The sequence below is a fragment of the Tamlana sp. s12 genome, assembly GCF_016767215.1.
GTDB lineage: Bacteria > Bacteroidota > Bacteroidia > Flavobacteriales > Flavobacteriaceae > Pseudotamlana > Pseudotamlana agarivorans.
The window spans coordinates 1-19498 of sequence record NZ_CP068547.1 but is presented as its reverse complement, the minus strand read 5'-3'; the positions used below and the strand labels follow the sequence as shown (position 1 = coordinate 19498).

The window sequence follows — 19498 nt, the reverse complement described above, 5'->3', positions numbered from 1 at the left end:
ATAAAAAAACCTTTACTTCATAGACTAATTCAAATAACAGAAGTAAAGGCTTTTAAGGTTTATAATATTGGGGATTCAGTGAAGTTAGTTTCAAATCTTAATACAATATCATCTTTGGCTTTGATAGTTCCCATTAACCTTTTTGGAGGTGTTAGGTTAAAGCTAGATAGTTTTAATTTTGCGTTTCCTGCAAGGGTTACATTTCCTTTTTTTATGTCTACATTAAAATCTAATGGTATCGTTTTACTGGTTCCTGCAATTACCAAATCGCCTATAGCTTGAACAGCAAATTGACCATTTCCTTTAGGAGTTACATTGGTCACTTCCTTTAAAGTAAATAAAATGTATTTGTATTGATCTGATTTTAGTGTCACAGTTGCTGTTTCAGTTATTCCTAATTTTACTCCCTTTAAACTTTCGGCTGATACAGCAAGTGATAAATGGGTAATATCACAAGATTCTAAATCATTAAAACCGATAGAACCATTTTTAGTTTTAGCATCTACTTTCCAGCCATGCAGATTAGAACTTCCAAATACAGTAAGATGTGATTCTTGATTTTCAAGCTGTAACATTTGTGCTTGAGAGAGATTCATTGTAAAACCTACTACAACGATTAAGCTTACTAGTCTTTTTATGATATTTTGCGTATTCATGAGTTAATGGGTTTAGATTATGATGCAAATATCAGTTCTTTGTTATTGTTATATTATGATTTTTATCATATTTTAATTATTGTATTCGTAATTTATGGTTGTTTTTTTGGTTTGTTTTTATGAATTGCATAATTTTTAAATCTATTTTTAACTTAAGTCCTGTGTGTTAATGGTTTATAAGACTAAGCTATTACCATGACAGATAACTTTTTTATAAAGTTAAATTTGGTTTAAAAAAAAGCTTTTGTATTGTTATTGAAATGCAACAAGCAGCAAAAGTTTATCGAGTACGCCACTTGCAGAATGTTATGGTATAGTTCAATACTCATATTTTAATTTTCCTTTCAGAATAAAAAGAAACTATAACTAAGGCTATTCTTTATTTTTATTCCTCATATAAAACCAGCTATTTTCTTTTACAGTAATTTCAACTAAAAACTGGTGTAACATTAGGATTGCTATTATACCCAAAAAAGAAACCCGCAACTAAAATTTTTAGCTGCGGGTTTATTATGTAGGATTGATCTATGCTACAAAAAGAAGTAAATTCAGTTTGAGATGATTAATTTTCGAATAAATCAACCGATTGTTTTGCGATTTCTAGCTCTTCATTAGTTGGAATCACTAAAATCTTAGCTTTCGATGTAGGCAAGTTAATCTCACGAATCTCACCAGATCGTTTTGCATTTTCTTCTTTGTTTAATTCTAAACCGAAGAACTCCATATCTTCACATACCATTTCTCGAACTAAATCAGAGTTTTCACCAATTCCAGCCGTGAAAACGATAGCATCTAATCCGTTTAACACCGCAGCGTAGCTACCAATGTATTTTTTAATGCGGTAGGTGTTCATGGCTAATGCAAGCTGACAATCCTTATTGCCCTTTTCAGCTTCAGCTTGAATATCTCTTAAATCGCTATAACCGGTTAAACCAAGCATACCACTTTTCTTTTGTAAAAGCGTGTTGATCTCATCTAAAGAATAATTCAGCTTTTTAGCTAAATAGAAGATGATGGATTGATCGATATCACCAGAACGCGTTCCCATAATTAAACCGTTAACAGGGGAGAAGCCTAATGAGTGATCGATACATTTTCCGTCTTTTACAGCCGACATACTACAACCATTACCTAAGTGAATGGTAATGACATTTGAAGCTTTTTCGCCTAAATATTCGGTAGCTTTTTCAGAAACATATTTATGACTGGTGCCATGGAATCCGTATAAACGGATGCTATGTTCGTCTGAATAGGCTTTAGGAATCGCATATAAATACGCTTTCTCAGGAATAGATTGATGGAAAGCCGTATCAAAAACCGCCACTTGTTTTGCGTTAGGGAAAATAGCTTCAGCGACTTCAATACCCTCTAAATTTGCAGGGTTGTGAAGCGGTGCTAATGAAATTAAAGCTTTTATTTTTTCTTTAACTTCAGCGGTAATTTCAGTGGTGTCACTAAAATATTTTCCACCGTGTACCACACGATGTCCTACTACAGCAATATCGTCGGTCGATTTAATAATACCTGTTTCGGCATCTAATAATTGTTTTGCTACTAACTCTAATCCTACTTTGTGATTAGGAATAGCAGTGACAAGATCTACAGAATCTTTGTCGGTTTTATATTTAAAAATGGCATCATCTAAACCAATACGTTCAATAATTCCTGAACATAAAATGGTTTCTTCTGGCATTGAAATTAATTGATACTTTAGGGATGAACTCCCAGAATTTAATACTAATACTTGCATTGTTATATATCTTGAGCTTGAATAGCTGTTATTATTACTGTACTGTAAATATCGTCGGCAGTACAACCTCTACTTAAATCGTTAACCGGTTTGTTTAAACCTTGTAACATTGGGCCGATGGCTAAGGCGCCAGTTTCTCTTTGTACGGCTTTGTAGGTGTTGTTTCCTGTGTTTAAATCTGGGAAAACTAACACGCTAGCTTGTCCGGCAACTTCAGAATCTGGTAATTTACTTTTACCAATACGCATATCAACAGCAGCATCATATTGAATAGGGCCTTCAATTTTCATGTGAGGTGCTTTTTCTTTAGCAAGTTCTGTTGCTTTTCTTACTTTATCTACTTCTTCACCTTTTCCTGATGAACCCGATGAGTAAGACAGTAAAGCCACTTTAGGTTCTACACCAAAGTCTTGAGCGGTTTGTGCGGATGATACGGCGATTTCAGCTAGTTGTTCTGCATTCGGGTTCGGATTAATGGCACAGTCACCAAAAATTGATACACGGTCTTCTAAACACATAAAGAATACTGAAGACACAATATTGACACCTGGTTTGGTTTTAATGAACTGAAGCGCAGGTCTTAATGTGTGTTGTGTAGTATGAACGGCACCAGAAACCATACCATCGGCATGTCCTTTATAAATCATCATAGTTGCGTAATACGAAACATCACACATGGTATCTTTAGCCATTTGAAGGTTAACGTTTTTATGCTTTCTTAATTCATAAAAAGTGTTGACGTAATCTTCAAAATGTTCAGATTCTTGAGGGACAATTACATTAACATCCTCTAAATTTAAAGGTATATCTTGTCTTGTAATTATCTCTTGAATTTTATCTTTTTCACCAATTAAAGTTAAGTCAACAACATGAGCATCAATTAATCGAGCAGCAGCTCTTAATACACGCTCGTCGTAACCTTCTGGTAAAACAATATGTTTTTTGTTTTTTAAGGCACGTTGAAGCAAGTTGTATTGAAACATTCTTGGTGTGAAAATTCCAGATTTAAAGGTGATTAAATCATTAGCCAATTTGTCGGTATCAACGTGTTTTTCGAAAGAAGCAATGGCTGTTTCAATCTTTTCAATATTATCGGCGTATATTTTTGTTTTAATCTTTCCAATTTTATTGGTCGTACTAAAAGTCCCTTCTTTAGCACTAATAATAGGAATCACACTAGAAAGACCTTCTACTAATTTTAAAATGGTGTCTTCTGGAATTAAACCACCAGTAAGCACAATACCAGCAACTTTAGGGTAGTTTTTGGAAACATGAGCTTGCATACCCCCTAAAAGAATGTCGGCTCTATCACCAGAAGTAATAATTAAGCAGTTATCTTTTATGTGTTTTAAAAAGTTGCGTAACTGCATGGTTCCTAAAATAGCGCTATCAACTTGGTTGTTTAGCGAGTCTTTTCCAAGAAGTACTTCGCCATCCACTTGGTTAATAATTTCCTTGATGGTTGGGTTGGCTAAACTTGGTATATTAGGAATAACCGAAACATCGGTACCTTCTGGAATGCGTTCTTTTAGTTGTTTTTTTAACTCGGTAACAGAGCTTGGTGTTACCTTATTTGCCATAATGGAGATCACCTCGACCTCTTGTTTAAAAGTGTCATAAGCCAATTGTACATTGTCGGCAATTTCAGAAATGACAGGCTTATCACCACGAGATACTAGAATGACTGGTAAGCTTAAGTTTTTAGCAATAAGCGTATTGATGTCTAATTCTAAACTTGAATTTTCATGAGAAAAATCGGTGCCTTCAACTAATATAAAATCAAAGCGTTCTTCTAAGTATTTATATTTTCTTATAACTTCATCTATAACATCTCCCGATTTTCCTTTGTTGTATAAATCGAGGACTTCACTTCGCTTGAAGGCATATGTTTTTTTGTAATTGATGTCGATTTCGAAATAAGACATCACCGTGTTTATATGGTTGTCTACTTCGCCTTCTTCAGTGTCTTCAATAATAGGTCTGAAGTATCCTACTTTCGCTGTTTTACCTAGTAGCATACGCATTAAACCAAGAACAACAACAGATTTTCCGCTATTGGGTTCAATAGTTGCTACATAAATTCCTTTACTCATTTTTTTTTGTTTACTAGTTTAACAAGTTAATTTATGTCACTTAAAATTAAATGAATGAATTGAAATTGCTAAAGGATTATTTCCTGAAGCAAAATTAGTAGGTAGTTGTTTATATAAAGATGATATTTATCATAATCGCTAATGAAGGTAACTATTTTGAGGTTAAATTCCTAAATAGTGTTTCTAAACTGGCATTTTTTTGATTAAGCTGAAGAATTTTTAATTCATTATCATGAGCAAAATCAAAAACATGAGATCGCATGTCTTCTGTGGTTTTAAAGGTGATTTCGTAAACAAAATCGTAAGTGTTTTTTACGCTTTCTACTTTAGGTATCTTTAGTAGAAAGGCGTTTTCAACACGATAATCGAATTCTACAATAACCACTTGTTCGGCATCATTTCTAAGGTCTTTTAGCTTTTTATCCGCTACAATTTCACCTTTATTAATAATGATAACACGGTCACACATGGCTTCTACTTCCTGCATAATGTGTGTAGAAAGAAAAACGGTTTTAGTTTCTCCAATAGATTTAATGAGATTTCTAATATCAATCAGTTGATTAGGGTCTAAACCTGTGGTAGGCTCGTCTAAAATTAAAACGTCAGGATCATGTAAGAGGGCATTGGCTAAACCAACACGCTGGCGATATCCTTTAGATAATTGTCCGATTTTTTTATGAGCCTCTGGTCTTAATCCCGTAAGCTCAATAACCTCCTCAATGCGTTGTTTGTTTACTTTGTAAACTTGCGCATTAAAAGCAAGATACTCTTTAACGTATTGCTCGAGGTATAAAGGGTTGTGTTCGGGGAGGTAACCCACACTTTGCTGTACTGCTTTGGGGTTTTGATTAACATTATAACCATTTACAATGGCTTGTCCGTCGTTGGCACCAATATATGTGGTTAAAATTTTCATTAAAGTAGATTTTCCAGCACCGTTAGGGCCTAAGAAACCTACGATTTCGGGTTTGCCAACACGAAATGAAATGTTGTTAAGCGCTTTCTGATTTCCGTAAAGTTTTGAAACACCGAGGACTTCAATGGACATAATTAAATTTATTTATTCAAAAATAAATGAATATATAATGTAATGGAAGTTTTACTGTAAAATCTTTAAAACTTTTAATAATTGCGTAAAAAATATTTTTTTGCGTTTTGATTTCTCGAAATAATAATTACTTTAGCGTCGTAATTATGACAACAACAGTATATTATACATATTTTAACAACTATTTCTTTTTTAGCAAAAGAAACGAGGCGTTGTATGTATAATTTATAAACATAAATTATTGATATGAGTCTCGATGAAAATCGAGACTTTTTTTTGTCTAAGTATTACAAAAAAATGAGTGTAGTGTTGCTAGATATTAATAAAAATTTGAACATTGATTAAAACAGTTGCCATACAAGGTGTAAAAGGATCTTTTCATCATATTGTTACCCAACAATTTTTTGAAAATCCAGTAAATTCTATCGAATGTATGACCTTCGATAGCGTTGTAGATTCATTGCTAACCAAAGAAAGTGATGCCGCAGTCATGGCTTTAGAGAACTCGATTGCTGGTTCTATAATTCCAAATTATGCTTTAATCGATAAAAATGCTTTACACATTGTTGGGGAGCATTATTTAGATATCCAGCATAATTTGATGGCTTTAAAAGGGCAGGGTATAGATGATATTAAAGAAGTGTACTCGCACCCTATGGCCTTGTTGCAATGTAAAAAGTTTTTCAGACAATATCCACATATTAAGTTGGTTGAAGATAAGGATACGGCCGAAGTGGCACAACGTATTCAAGAGAAGCAACTTAAAGGTATCGGCGCGATTGCTAGTGTGGCAGCCGCAGAAATTTTTGATTTAGATATTCTAGCAGAGAGTATTCAAACGATTAAAAATAATGAAACACGTTTTGTTATAGTAACTCGAAAGAATTCGGCTGTGCCAGAACATGAAATAAATAAAGCTTCAGTGAAATTTGAAGCCAACCACAAACGCGGGAGTCTCGCAACGATTTTAAATGTAATGAGTGATTGCAGGTTGAATTTAACTAAAATTCAATCCCTTCCAATCATTGAAACACCTTGGAAATACGCCTTTTTTGTAGATGTTACATTTGAGAGTTACGAAGATTTTAAGAAAGCCAAAGCCATTATTGATATTATGGGCGATGCTTTTAAAGTGTTAGGAGAATATAAAAATGCGAAGTTATGATTGAAGTAGCAAATCGGTTACAAACGGTTGAAGAATACTATTTTTCAAAAAAATTACGGGAAGTTGCAGCCCTAGCGGCTAGTGGAAAACCGATTATCAGTTTAGGAATTGGGAGTCCAGATTTGGCACCTCCAGCAAAAGTTTTAGAAGCGATTTCTGAAAGTTTTACACACCCTAATGCGCATAAATATCAGAGTTATCAAGGCTTGCCAGAATTGCGTGAAGCAATGGCGACTTTTTATAAAACCCAATTTGCGGTAGATTTAAATCCGACATCCGAAATTTTACCTTTAATGGGGAGCAAAGAGGGGATTATGCATATTTCTATGGCTTTCTTAAATGAAGGTGATGCCGTTTTAATTCCGAACCCAGGGTACCCAACTTACCAATCGGTTACAAAATTGGTAGGCGCTAAGGGGGTGTTTTATAATCTGGATGCGGAAAACAATTGGATGCCAGATTTTGAGGCTTTAGAAAAATCAGACTTGAGTAAAGTGAAGCTTATGTGGGTGAATTATCCGCACATGCCAACAGGAGCAAAACCAACAGAAACCGTGTTTGAAGAATTGGTTGCCTTTGGAAAACGTCACAATATTTTAATTATAAATGATAATCCTTATAGCTTCATATTAAACGATGCTCCAAAAAGTTTGTTAGCCGTTGAAGGCGCAAAAGATGTGTGCTTAGAGCTTAATTCCTTAAGTAAAACTTTCAACATGTCTGGATGGCGTGTAGGTATGGTTATGGGATCGGCAGAGCATATCAATCACATATTAAAAGTGAAGAGTAATATGGATTCTGGAATGTTTTTCGGAATTCAAAAAGGAGCTATCGAGGCTTTACATTGTGCTGATACCTGGTATTCTGAATTGAATAAAGTATACCAAGAACGCCGAAAATTAGTTTGGGAATTAGCCGATGCATTAGATTGTACTTATGATAAAAATGCTTCAGGTTTGTTTATTTGGGCGAAGTTACCAGAAGGTGTGAAGTCGGAAGCGTTTATCGATAAAATTTTAATAGAAAAAAATATTTTTATAACACCGGGAACCGTTTTCGGAACCCAAGGTGAAGGATATATTAGGTTTTCATTATGCGCTACAAGCGAAGCCATTAAAGAAACCATAGCAAGAGTAAAATAATTATGAAAAACATATATGCCATAGGCGTTGGTTTAATAGGAGGAAGTTTGGCTATCGATATCAAAAAGAATAATCCAGATGCGATTATTCACGGTATCAGTAGAAAAGATGGCACTTTAGAAAAAGCATTAGAGCTTAATATTATCGATAAAAAAGCGACATTAGATGATTTAGAAAATGCCGATTTGGTTATTATCTCGATTCCAGTTGATGCTACCGTTAAGCTGTTGCCAACCGTTTTGGATAAAATATCTGATGACACATTGGTTGTTGATGCTGGATCTACAAAAGTTGATATTTGTAAAGCTGTTGAAGATCATCCAAGACGTAGAAACTTTTTAGCGATGCACCCTATTGCTGGTACAGAGCACTCTGGTCCGACGGCTGCTTTAGAAGGTTTGTTTGTGGGTAAAACTAATATTGTTTGTGAAGTCGAAAAAACAACTTTTAAGCTCCAAGAAAAAGCTTTGAAACTGTTCTCCGATATTGGGATGCGTATTCGTTATATGAATCCCGAAGCTCATGATAAACACATTGCCTATGTGTCGCATTTATCGCATATCAGTTCGTTTATGTTAGGGAAAACGGTGATAGAAAAGGAAAAAAATGAACGCGATATTTTTGATATGGCGGGCAGTGGTTTTGCATCTACAGTACGTTTGGCAAAAAGTTCACCAGAAATGTGGACCCCAATTTTCAAACAAAATAAAACCAATGTTATTGAAACATTAGAAGAATATATTAATAATCTCACGCAATTTAAAGATCTCATGAAAAAAGATGATTTTGATGCGATTTTTAGTGAGATGGAAAACACCAATTATATTAAAGAGATATTAAAAGGAATAAGTTAAGCTTAAAATTATGGAAAACAACAAAGAAATGAGAGCATGGTTAGATGATTTAAATTTAGATCATCCATTGGTAATTGCTGGACCATGTAGTGCAGAAACTGAAGAGCAAGTATTAAAAATTGCACACGAGTTAAAAGACACCGATGTCACGTATTTTAGAGCAGGCATCTGGAAACCAAGAACACGTCCAGGAATGTTTGAAGGCGTTGGAGCTTTAGGCTTAAAATGGTTACAAAAGGTTAAGGAAGAAACAGGTATGAAAATTTGTACGGAGGTTGCCAACGCAGCACACGTAAAATTAGCTTTAGAGCACGACGTTGATATGTTATGGATTGGTGCGCGTTCTACAGTTAGCCCGTTCATCATGCAAGAAATTGCCGATGCCTTAAAAGGTACAGACAAGCCTGTATTAATTAAAAATCCAGTAAATCCAGATTTAGCTTTATGGTTAGGTGGTATTGAGCGTATTTATTCAGCTGGTGTTAAAAATATTGGAGCCATCCATAGAGGGTTCTCAACTTACGAGAAAACAAAATATAGAAATAATCCAGAGTGGCAATTGGCTATCGAATTTCAAAATAAATTCCCAGATATTCCATTAATTAACGACCCGTCGCATATTACTGGAAAAAGAGATATGATTTTTGATGTGTCTCAATCGGCTTTAGATTTAAATTTCGACGGATTAATGATAGAAACGCATTACGATCCTGAAAACGCATGGAGTGATGCAGCACAGCAAGTAACGCCATCTACTTTAGTTCAAATCATGAGAGATTTAAAAATTAGAAAAGAATCAAACGCTGAAGAAGATTACAATAATTCTTTAGAGAATTTAAGAGCGCAAATCGATGTGGTGGATAATCAAATCATCGAATTGTTAGGAAAACGTATGAAGGCTGCTGATGGTATCGGACAGTTAAAAAAGGACAAAAACGTAGCGGTACTTCAATCTAAGCGTTGGAATGAAATTTTAGGAAAAATGGTTCTTGAAGGACAACAATATGGTTTAAGTGAAGAGTTTATTTTAAAAATGTTTAAAGCCATTCACCAAGAATCTATTAATCATCAAGAAAAGATTCTTAACGGATAAACTTTTAAGAATTATCGAATAAAAAAAGCCATCCATTCCGGAAGGCTTTTTTTATTACAGACGATGTGTTTTTTTTGTTTTTAGGCTTTCTGTTACATCAATTATGGCTAAATTAGTCATGATTTTCATCCATAAATCCCTCAATTATGAAAAGAACAATACTTACCGCTTTATTTTTTTTACTCATTATATTTCAGACTTCAGCTCAAGAAGGTGAGGAGAAAAGAAATCAAATAAATTTTGTTTTTGGTTACACCCACATTCCTAGTGCATATGAAGAAGGTGAATACGAAAAGGAAGTTTTAGTGCCAACTATTGGTGTAGACTATTTTCGAGAATTAAATGAAAAATGGGTTGTAGGAGCTGTTTTAGATTTAGAGCTCGCCAATTATTTGGTGAAATTCAACAGGGAAGACCTAGAGCGTAATCGCGCACTTTTAATAGGCGTGCTTGCAGGTTACGAGCTTTCTGAGCATTGGGGAGTTATGGCTGGTCCAGCTATAGAATTTGAAGAAAATAAGGACCTCTTTGTAATGCGTTTTGCAACAGAATACAAAATTGATTTGGGCAAATCTTGGTTATTATTACCAGCATTGAACTTTGATTTTAAAGAAGAGTATGTGACCTGGGGGCTCAGTGTTGGGCTAGGGAAGCGTTTCTAATCTGTTTATTACTTTCTTTTTTATTACAAGAGTAAGGGGCATACTATCCCAGATGTCCTATAATAATTTCAAAACACCTGATTATTAAGGTGTTTTTTTGTTTTTATACTTTATGGAAATAATCTAATTAATAAACGTAAATGTGTTTAAAATTTAATGGATACGGCTCAAATTCAAATAATAGTTTTTTATATTTCGCACTTGTAATGGTTTAAAATTAATTGTTATTGTGAGGATTTAGCTTAATTTTTTTTAAAATATTTAAAAATATGTTAATATTTTTTTACCGCTAAATAAAATCACTTTAAATGACTTTAATTTGCCGAACTGAAATTCAGGTTACATAGTATAGGTATCGCTAATATATTTTACTGCTGTAGAGTATAGTACGTTGCTTATAAATTTAAAATTAATCACCCAAATTGGCTATGGGAGCCATTTGTTTAAATTGAAAATCTATGGATAAAGCGGTAGAAAACACACTAAAACTCGCCGAAAAGTTACAGGGCAATCAAAGCGGAGCGAAAAAAAATCCTTTTGCAGATCGCCTCAAAACAATTATTGACGAGCCCGAGAGTAAGCATTTTTTAATTCAAATGATGGATGTTGCCTTTCGTTCTAAAAATTACAAAAAGGTTGCCGATCATGTTATTTACCTTTTAAATACCAAAAAGAATTATGAGTCGTTGTTTACACCGGTAGAAAACGCCATGCTAAAATCTTTTGCGGTTGCCGGTAAACTATTGCCTTCACTTAGTGTGTCGGTGATGCTTAAAAAAATTCAAGCAACCTCTAGTGATGTGGTGTTTTTTATCAATAGTAAAAAGTTTAAAAAGCATGCTCAGAAAAGAAAAGAGCAAAATATTACCTTAAATGTTAACCTTATTGGGGAAGCTTTAATTGGAGAAGACGATGCTCAAAAAAGAATTTTAGGGTATTTGGCTTTGCTTAATAGAAAGGATGTTAATTACATTTCTATTAAAGTTTCTACTATTTTTTCTCAAATCTCATCACTGGCTCATGAAGATACCGTTGAAAAACTATCGATTAGATTAGCCATGTTTTATGATGAAATCTTACGCATAGAAAAAGAAACGGGTGTACAAAAATTTGTAAATCTTGATATGGAAGAGTACAAGGATTTACAAATCACTTTTGATGTTTTTATCAAAACGTTGTCTTTACCAGCATATAAGAACATTAGAGCAGGAATCGTGCTTCAGGCTTATATTCCTGAAATGATTCACTATTATCGTAAGCTTTTTACTTGGGCTCAAAAACGTGTGAATAATGGAGGGTCTTCCATAAAAGTAAGACTTGTAAAAGGTGCTAATATGGAAATGGAAATGACCGAATCTTCTATTGAAGATTGGCCATTAGCTACATATAGTACAAAGCCTGAAACCGATGCTAACTATAAAAAGATTCTGTCTGAAATGTTAACAACCGATTCTGCTCGTGTTGTAAACGTAGGGGTGGCGTCTCATAATATTTTCGACATCTCTTACGCCTTAAATTTGGTGAAAGAAAATCAGCTTGAAGATTGTGTGGATTTTGAAATGCTAGAAGGTATGGCCAATCAGACCGTAGACAATTTATTAGCAGAAAAAGTACACCTATTATTGTACACACCAACAGTAAAGGAGAATCAATATAATGCGGCGATTGCTTATTTAGTAAGACGTCTGGATGAAGGAACCCAACCAGGTAACTTTTTAAAAGAAGGTTATGATTTACAAGTGGGCTCGGAGAAATGGCATGAATTAAAAGATGAGTTCTTACATTCATTGTCTTTAATGCAAAATTTAAATACTACGCCTAGTAGAAAGCAGGACAGAAATAACGATGTGCCTCAAATTATGGAAGGTTTCCATAATGTGCCTAATACCGATTGGAATTTACCACAAAATATCGAATGGGCTCAAAAAATTAAAACCGACTGGGAAACTCCAGAAAATATCATTGGAAAAACCATTCCAGTTGTTGGTGTTTTAGATGATAATGAGCGCTATACTGTAAAAGTAAGTAACTGGTCTGGTACACCACCTTGGGATTATGAAATGTCTGTTAAGGAAGATTACCAAAAAGCTATTGATGTTACTTCCGAATGGCAAAATTATAGCGTTGAAAAAAGAGCAGAGCTTTTAAAGAAAGCAGCTGTAGAAATAGAAAAAAAGAGAGCCGATTTAATTGGTGTGGCTGTAGCCGAACTTGGTAAAACCGTTAAAGAGGTCGATGTTGAGGTTTCTGAAGCTATAGATTTTGCGAATTTCTATGCTGAAAGTAGCTTGGACATTGCTAAAGAATTTACCAGTGAAGATGTTGGAATTAACTTAGTATTGTCTCCATGGAATTTCCCAATTGCGATTCCTATTGGAGGCGCTTTAGCATCGTTAGCGGCTGGTAAGAAAGTGATATTAAAACCATCAACGAATGCTTCAGCTTGTGCGTATTTAACTTGTAAGTGTCTATGGGCTGCTGGTATTCCTAAGGATGCCTTATACTTCTTACCTTGTGAAGAGTCTATTCTTGATGACTTTTTAACGACTGGAAATGTTTTTGATGCTGTTATTTTAACAGGTGGTACAGAAACAGCGCATTTCCTTTTAGAGAGAAATCCGCAGTTAAATTTATATGCTGAAACAGGTGGTAAAAACAGTACCATTGTTACAAGCTTAGCCGATAAGGAACAAGCCGCTATCAATATTGTGCAATCTGCTTTTGGTAATGCAGGTCAAAAATGTTCGGCAACTTCATTGTTGATTTTAACGGAAGATGTGTTTAACGATAAGGAATTTAAAGCCCTTTTAAAGGACGCTACTAAAAGTAAAACTTTTGGAAATCCTTGGGATTATGCCACGGAAATCGGACCGTTAGCTGTTCAATTATCTGAGAAATTAAAGCATGTTATTAGAAACACGCCGGACGATCAATGGTTAGTCAAACCTAAATTAAACGGAAATCACATGTTAACACCTGGTGTGATTTGGAATGTAACCACCGATGATTACCCGTTTCAAAATGAGTTATTTGGCCCTATACTTTCAGTATTAAAGGCGAAAGACTTAAAAGAAGCTGTAGAAATCGCTAATAGTGTGGACTATGGTTTAACAGCTGGATTAGAGTCTTTAGATCATAATGAAATAGAATATTGGAACGAGCATATTGAAGCTGGAAACAAATACGTAAACCGATCTACAACAGGGGCTATCGTACAAAGACAACCTTTTGGAGGTATTAAAGCATCTTGTTTCGGTTTCGGAATGAAGGCTGGGGGTATCAATTATGTGCTTCAGTTTACAAACATCCATTCTAAGGTAACCGATTGGAAAGCCGATTATAAAAAATGGTATGATGAACTGTTTAGTAAAAAAATCGATTATGTAAATCTTCGTGGGCAATCTAATATTTGTAGTTACACGAAGTACAAAGAAATTTTACTACTTTATGATGTACACACACCTCAAAAACATATTGATAAAATTGAGTTTATTGCTGAGTTTTTAGATATCCCTGTAATAAAAGACACCTGTGGAAACGCATTAAAACATCATCCAAAAGATTTCACTTGTGTTAGAGCTTTAGGTGTTTTATCGGATCACTTTTTAATTAGATGTCACCAAAACGCGATTCCTGTTTATCAAAATGAACCTAGAAATAGTGGACGTATTGAGTTGTTAAATTATTTAATAGAACAGAGTTATTCACATAACTACCACCGTTATGGAAACTTAATGGGTGTAGCATATAACCCTGAAGAGCGACCAAAATATTACTAGTTATAAAACTTAAAGTAATTTCGGGCTAGCTTAAGCAATTAAGTGACCAAATTATAAATATAAATTGAAAAGAATTCCTTGAGACAAACGCTCAGGGAATTTTTTTTGGCTTATGAAAAGCCCTTTATTTTATATCATAAAATTAAAAGTTGTTAATTTGCAGTAATAGAGTTAATAAATGACAGGACAAGTATATAAATCTACAGGAAGCTGGTACACAGTTAAAAACGAATTGGGGCATGTTTACGAATGTCGTATCAAAGGCAAATTCCGTTTAAAAGGCATTAAAAGCACCAATCCCATTGCTGTTGGTGATATTGTAGATTTTGAAATTGAAACCGATAATAATCAGGAGTCGGGTGTTATTTATAATATCCATGATAGAAGTAATTATATTGTTCGGAAGTCGGTAAACCTATCTAAGCAAACTCATATCATTGCAGCGAATTTAGATCAGGTTTTCCTAATGATTACCATTAACAATCCGCCTACCCTAAGTAGTTTTATCGACCGGTTTTTAGTTACTGCAGAAGCCTATTCGATTAAAACAGTTTTACTTTTCAATAAAATTGATGTTTACGATCAAGAGACTTTAGACGAAGTTCGTTACCTAGCACATATCTACAGAAAAATAGGTTATGAATGCGTTGGTGTTTCGGCTGTAACGGGTAAGAATGTCGATAAAGTTAAGGCACTTATGAAAGATAAAGTGAGCATGTTTTCCGGACATTCAGGAGTGGGAAAATCTACACTAGTGAATGCCATAGAGCCTGAATTGAATATCAAAACCAAAGCGATTTCTACCCAACATATGCAAGGGCAGCACACCACAACCTTTGCTGAAATGTTTGACCTAGATTTTGGAGCTAAAATTATAGATACCCCAGGTATTAAAGGTTTTGGTGTTGTGGATATGGACAAAGAAGAGGTTGGCGATTATTTTCCTGAAATTTTTAAACTCAAACAGGATTGTAAGTTTAATAACTGTCTGCATGTTCAAGAACCGCAATGTGCCGTGAAGCAAGCTTTAGAGGATGGCGATATTGAATATTCTCGATACCGAAGTTATTTGCAAATTATTGAAGGTGAAGACGAGCATTACAGAACCGATATTTGGGATAAAGTATGAAAGTAGTAATTCAAAGGGTTTCTGAAGCCAGTGTTACCATTGATAACGAAAAAGTAGCGGCAATAAATCAAGGCGTATTAGTTTTATTGGGTATCGTGAACGACGATACTTTAGACGATATCAAATGGTTGTCGAATAAAATCGTGAATTTGCGTATTTTCGAAGATGACCAAGGCGTCATGAATACTTCGCTTTTGGACGTTGGAGGAGATGCCATTGTAGTGAGTCAGTTTACACTGCATGCGGCTACTAAAAAAGGAAATCGCCCCAGCTACATTAAAGCCGCAAAGCCAGATATTGCAATTTCTCTGTATGAAGATTTTGTAAAACAACTAAATGCCGATTTAGGAAAAACCGTTCAAACCGGTAAGTTTGGTGCCGATATGAAAGTGGCTCTTGTTAATGATGGCCCTGTTACTATTATCATCGATTCAAAAAACAAAGAATAATGGCTTCCATATTTGGACACGGTATGGTGGGATATACTTTATCCAAAATCATCAACCAGAAGAATTTGAAATGGTTATTGCTGTGCGCAATTTTTTCAACCATTCTACCTGATTTCGATGTGTTGGCCTTTCGTTTTGGGATTCCCTATGAAGATCCTTTTGGGCATCGTGGATTTACTCATTCTATACTTTTTGCAGTGCTTTGGGCCTTGTTATTGACATTTACCGTGGGACGAAAAAGTAAAATCGTTTGGTTCCTAGTTATTTTTCTTTCCACCTTATCACACGGTATTTTAGATGCGATGACTTCAGGAGGTAAGGGCGTAGGCTTTTTAATTCCTGTAGATAATAGCCGTTATTTCTTCCCAATTCGCCCCATAAAAGTGTCCCCTATTGGAGTAGAACGCTTTTTTTCAGAATGGGGAGTTAAAGTTATTTATAGTGAATTTTTCTATATCGGCTTACCGTGTATCTTGATTTTAGTAATTTTATACGCAATAAAAAAATACAATGGATATAAAAAACGCACAACTAGCAGTAGACGAATGGATTAACGAACACGGTGTCCGTTATTTTAATGAGTTAACCAATATGGCTCAGCTTACCGAAGAAGTTGGTGAAGTGGCCCGTATCATTGCAAGAAGATACGGCGAGCAGAGTGAAAAAGAAAGCGATAAAGATAAAGATTTAGGTGAAGAATTAGCCGATGTGCTTTTCGTAGTCTTATGTTTGGCTAATCAAACGGGAGTCGATTTACAAAAAGCTTTCGATGCTAGAATGTACAAGAAAGGAAAACGAGATCACGATAGGCATCATAATAACGAAAAATTAAAGTAAATTAGCCACTTCTTTAAAAAAGAACGACTAAGTATGCACTTTACACTTCAACAATCTAAAATAGCAAAACAATCTTCTATCCAAATTACAGGTTCTAAAAGTGAATCGAACCGGTTGTTATTGCTACAAGCTTTATATCCAGAGTTTCAACTGGAAAATGTATCAAATTCAGACGATAGTAACTTAATGACTAATGCATTAAGTGCTTCGGAAGAAATAGTAGATATCCATCACGCCGGAACGGCCATGCGTTTTTTAACGGCTTATTTTTCAATTCAAGAAGGTCGTGAAACCATATTAACGGGCTCAAAACGTATGAAAGAGCGTCCGATTAAAATTCTAGTTGAAGCGCTTCAAAGTTTAGGAGCAGAAATTAGCTATGTTGAAAATGAGGGCTTTCCACCAATAAAAATTACAGGAAAAAAACTCCTAAAAAATAAAGTTTCCTTAAACGCTAATGTAAGCAGTCAGTATATTTCTGCACTATTATTAATTGCGTCTAAGTTAGAAAATGGAATTGAGTTAACCTTAGAAGGTGAAATAACTTCGGTGCCATATATTAAAATGACTTTAGCTTTATTAGACGAAATAGGAGTAGAGTCATCCTTTGAAGGGAACGTCATTTCAGTGCAACCAAACACAAAAGCTTTAACACCAAAAACCTTAACCGTAGAGTCCGATTGGTCTTCTGCATCATACTATTTCAGTATTGTAGCATTAAGCGACATTGGCACAGAAGTAACCATTTCATCGTATAAAGAAAATTCACTGCAAGGTGATTCGGCATTAATCGATATCTATAAAAGCTTCGGCGTTTCGGCAACATTTAACGGTAACGCTTTAACCATAAAAAAAGAAGGTTTAGATGATGGCCGTTTACACCTCGATTTAAGAAACGCGCCAGATATTGCCCAAACCATTGCCGTATCTTGTTTTGCTTTAGGGATGCCATGTTATTTAACTGGGTTACATACACTTAAAATTAAGGAAACTGATAGGTTAGTGGCTTTAAAAACCGAAATCGAAAAACTAGGTGGCGAAGTTAGAATTACCGATGATTCTTTACATTTAAAGGGATCTTCGGAAGCAAAAAGCTTGGTGTCCATAGCAACCTACAACGATCATAGAATGGCCATGGCCTTTGCACCTTTAGCTTTAAAAGTGCCTATTATTATTGAAGATGCCATGGTGGTTTCAAAGTCATATCCTACGTTTTGGGACGATTTAACCACACTCGGATTTGAAATAACTAAATAATAATCATCCAATTACTTGACAACGCCTATCTGCAGATTGTATATTTGCAGCTTTCTCATATAAAATAACACAGAACCCCTATGAAATTATCAAACTTTGGTTTCGATTTACCAGATGAATTATTAGCTGAGTTTCCAGCTGAAAATAGAGACGAATCTCGTTTAATGGTTTTAAATAGAAAAGAGCAAACCATTGAGCACCGTATGTTTAAAGATTTAATCGAATACTTTAACGAGGACGATGTTTTAATCTTAAATAACACGAAGGTTTTTCCAGCAAGGTTATATGGAAACAAAGAGAAAACTGGCGCTAGAATTGAAGTTTTCTTATTAAGAGAATTAAATGAAGAGCAACGCCTTTGGGATGTTTTGGTTGATCCAGCACGTAAAATTAGAATTGGAAACAAACTATATTTTGGTGACGACGATACATTAGTAGCGGAGGTTATCGATAATACAACTTCTAGAGGACGTACTTTACGTTTCCTTTACGATGGATCTTATAGAGAATTCCGTTTAAAACTTAATGAACTTGGTGAAACACCACTTCCAAAATACATTAAAAGAGAAGTACAACCAGAAGATGAAGAGCGTTACCAAACCATTTTTGCTAAAAATGAAGGTGCTGTAGCGGCTCCAACTGCCGGACTTCACTTTTCAAAACACTTATTAAAGCGTCTAGAAATTAAAGGTGTTAATTTTGCAGAAGTTACTTTACACGTTGGTTTAGGAACTTTTAATCCAGTTGAGGTTGAAGATTTGTCGAAACACAAAATGGATAGCGAAGAGCTTAAAATTGACGAGAAAGCCGTAAGTATCGTAAATAAAGGTATCGATGAAAAACGTCGTGTTTGTGCCGTTGGTACTACTGCGATGCGTGCTATCGAAAGTGCTGTTTCTTCAAACGGTAGATTAAACGAGATTGAAGGTTGGACTAATAAATTTATTTTCCCTCCTTACGATTTTAGTATCGCCAACAGTATGATTACAAACTTTCATACACCAAAATCGACATTATTAATGATGGTGTCTGCCTTTGCAGGTCACGATTTCATGAAACGTGCTTACGATGAAGCTGTAAAAGAAGGGTACAAATTCTACAGTTACGGTGATGCGATGTTAATCATCTAATAAAAAAATAATTAAAAGATAAAGCCTCTTTTTTAAGGGGCTTTTTTTGTGCCTATATATTTCTATTTTAATGATTAGGGCATTACCCAAGGGGCGGGCTTTATTCACTGTTTTCTATATTAAATTAAAGAGCTCCAACAAGGCCTCAATCCCTGCCCGCCGGTAGGCAGGCCTAATGCCACACACTGCTTCAATTTAAATGCATTTGAACCTAACAGTTTCCCTCCTAACAAGGAGGGATTAAGGGAGGTGTTTTGATTTTCATCTAAAGAATAAGAGACATTGTATTTACAATGTTTAATTAAGTTAGGTAATTTCTTTCTGTATTCGTGTCGAAGATTTTTAGAGGTTTAATTGTTGTTTAAATGACGATACTAACAAACTTTTCGCAGACACACCCCCTTAGTACCCTCTTTCTAGAGGGGAAACTCAAGCACAACAGTTTCCCTCCTAA

The 19498-nt window shown here is 34.9% G+C and carries 16 protein-coding genes; 12 read left to right on the top strand and 4 right to left on the bottom strand.

The genetic code is table 11. The annotated features are described in order from the left end of the window. Window positions 1-59: 59 nt before the first annotated feature. The 4 genes from JJL45_RS00080 to gldA all read right to left on the bottom strand — a co-directional run bounded on the left by JJL45_RS00080 (window position 60) and on the right by gldA (window position 5547). The gene (locus JJL45_RS00080) at window positions 60-656 is read right to left on the bottom strand and encodes a YceI family protein (RefSeq protein ID WP_068601618.1); all 597 of its coding nucleotides are present in this window, start codon (window positions 654-656) and stop codon (window positions 60-62) included. A 562-nt stretch (window positions 657-1218) separates the two neighbouring features. Then, on the bottom strand, window positions 1219-2406 hold the full coding sequence (locus JJL45_RS00075) for an acetate/propionate family kinase (RefSeq protein ID WP_068601620.1): 1188 nt from the start codon (window positions 2404-2406) through the stop codon (window positions 1219-1221). A gap of 2 nt (window positions 2407-2408) precedes the next feature. Beyond that, window positions 2409-4499 (bottom strand): phosphate acetyltransferase, encoded by a 2091-nt coding sequence (gene pta, locus JJL45_RS00070; protein ID WP_068601621.1) that lies wholly within the window; start codon window positions 4497-4499, stop codon window positions 2409-2411. 151 nt (window positions 4500-4650) lie between these two features. Then, window positions 4651-5547: a gliding motility-associated ABC transporter ATP-binding subunit GldA gene (gldA, locus tag JJL45_RS00065; RefSeq protein ID WP_068601623.1), complete on the bottom strand. Its 897-nt coding sequence runs from the start codon at window positions 5545-5547 to the stop codon at window positions 4651-4653. A 337-nt stretch (window positions 5548-5884) separates the two neighbouring features. Between gldA and JJL45_RS00060 the strand changes: the two genes are divergently transcribed. From JJL45_RS00060 to queA, 12 genes are all read left to right on the top strand, one after another. Then, window positions 5885-6712 carry a prephenate dehydratase gene (locus JJL45_RS00060; RefSeq protein WP_068601625.1) on the top strand — a complete coding sequence of 276 codons (828 nt, stop codon included), beginning with the start codon at window positions 5885-5887 and terminating at the stop codon, window positions 6710-6712. Beyond that, window positions 6709-7854 carry a pyridoxal phosphate-dependent aminotransferase gene (locus tag JJL45_RS00055; RefSeq protein ID WP_068601627.1) on the top strand — a complete coding sequence of 382 codons (1146 nt, stop codon included), beginning with the start codon at window positions 6709-6711 and terminating at the stop codon, window positions 7852-7854. The genes JJL45_RS00060 and JJL45_RS00055 overlap by 4 nt, the downstream gene beginning before the upstream one ends. Window positions 7855-7856: 2 nt before the next feature. Further along, on the top strand, window positions 7857-8708 hold the full coding sequence (locus tag JJL45_RS00050) for a prephenate dehydrogenase (RefSeq protein ID WP_068601630.1): 852 nt from the start codon (window positions 7857-7859) through the stop codon (window positions 8706-8708). Between the two features lie 10 nt (window positions 8709-8718). After that, window positions 8719-9801, top strand: a complete 1083-nt coding sequence (locus JJL45_RS00045) for a bifunctional 3-deoxy-7-phosphoheptulonate synthase/chorismate mutase type II (protein WP_067144705.1) — start codon at window positions 8719-8721, stop codon at window positions 9799-9801. Window positions 9802-9947: 146 nt separating this feature from the next. Then, on the top strand, window positions 9948-10463 hold the full coding sequence (locus JJL45_RS00040; protein ID WP_068601631.1) for a hypothetical protein: 516 nt from the start codon (window positions 9948-9950) through the stop codon (window positions 10461-10463). A gap of 458 nt (window positions 10464-10921) precedes the next feature. After that, window positions 10922-14242, top strand: a complete 3321-nt coding sequence (locus JJL45_RS00035; protein WP_068601633.1) for a proline dehydrogenase family protein — start codon at window positions 10922-10924, stop codon at window positions 14240-14242. Between the two features lie 178 nt (window positions 14243-14420). Further along, on the top strand, window positions 14421-15371 hold the full coding sequence (gene rsgA / locus JJL45_RS00030) for a ribosome small subunit-dependent GTPase A (protein WP_067144698.1): 951 nt from the start codon (window positions 14421-14423) through the stop codon (window positions 15369-15371). Then, window positions 15368-15820, top strand: coding sequence for a D-aminoacyl-tRNA deacylase (gene dtd, locus JJL45_RS00025; RefSeq protein WP_068601635.1), 453 nt, complete (start codon window positions 15368-15370; stop codon window positions 15818-15820). The genes rsgA and dtd overlap by 4 nt, the downstream gene beginning before the upstream one ends. Continuing rightward, window positions 15820-16374, top strand: coding sequence for a metal-dependent hydrolase (locus tag JJL45_RS00020; protein ID WP_068601638.1), 555 nt, complete (start codon window positions 15820-15822; stop codon window positions 16372-16374). The genes dtd and JJL45_RS00020 overlap by 1 nt, the downstream gene beginning before the upstream one ends. Further along, window positions 16331-16657: a nucleotide pyrophosphohydrolase gene (locus JJL45_RS00015; protein WP_067144689.1), complete on the top strand. Its 327-nt coding sequence runs from the start codon at window positions 16331-16333 to the stop codon at window positions 16655-16657. Before JJL45_RS00020 ends, JJL45_RS00015 begins: the two co-directional genes overlap by 44 nt. Window positions 16658-16690: 33 nt before the next feature. Then, on the top strand, window positions 16691-17914 hold the full coding sequence (locus JJL45_RS00010) for a 3-phosphoshikimate 1-carboxyvinyltransferase (RefSeq protein ID WP_068601640.1): 1224 nt from the start codon (window positions 16691-16693) through the stop codon (window positions 17912-17914). 80 nt (window positions 17915-17994) lie between these two features. Next, entirely contained in the window at window positions 17995-19044 is a 1050-nt protein-coding gene (gene queA, locus JJL45_RS00005) for a tRNA preQ1(34) S-adenosylmethionine ribosyltransferase-isomerase QueA (protein WP_068601642.1), read from the top strand. Window positions 19045-19498: the final 454 nt, after the last annotated feature.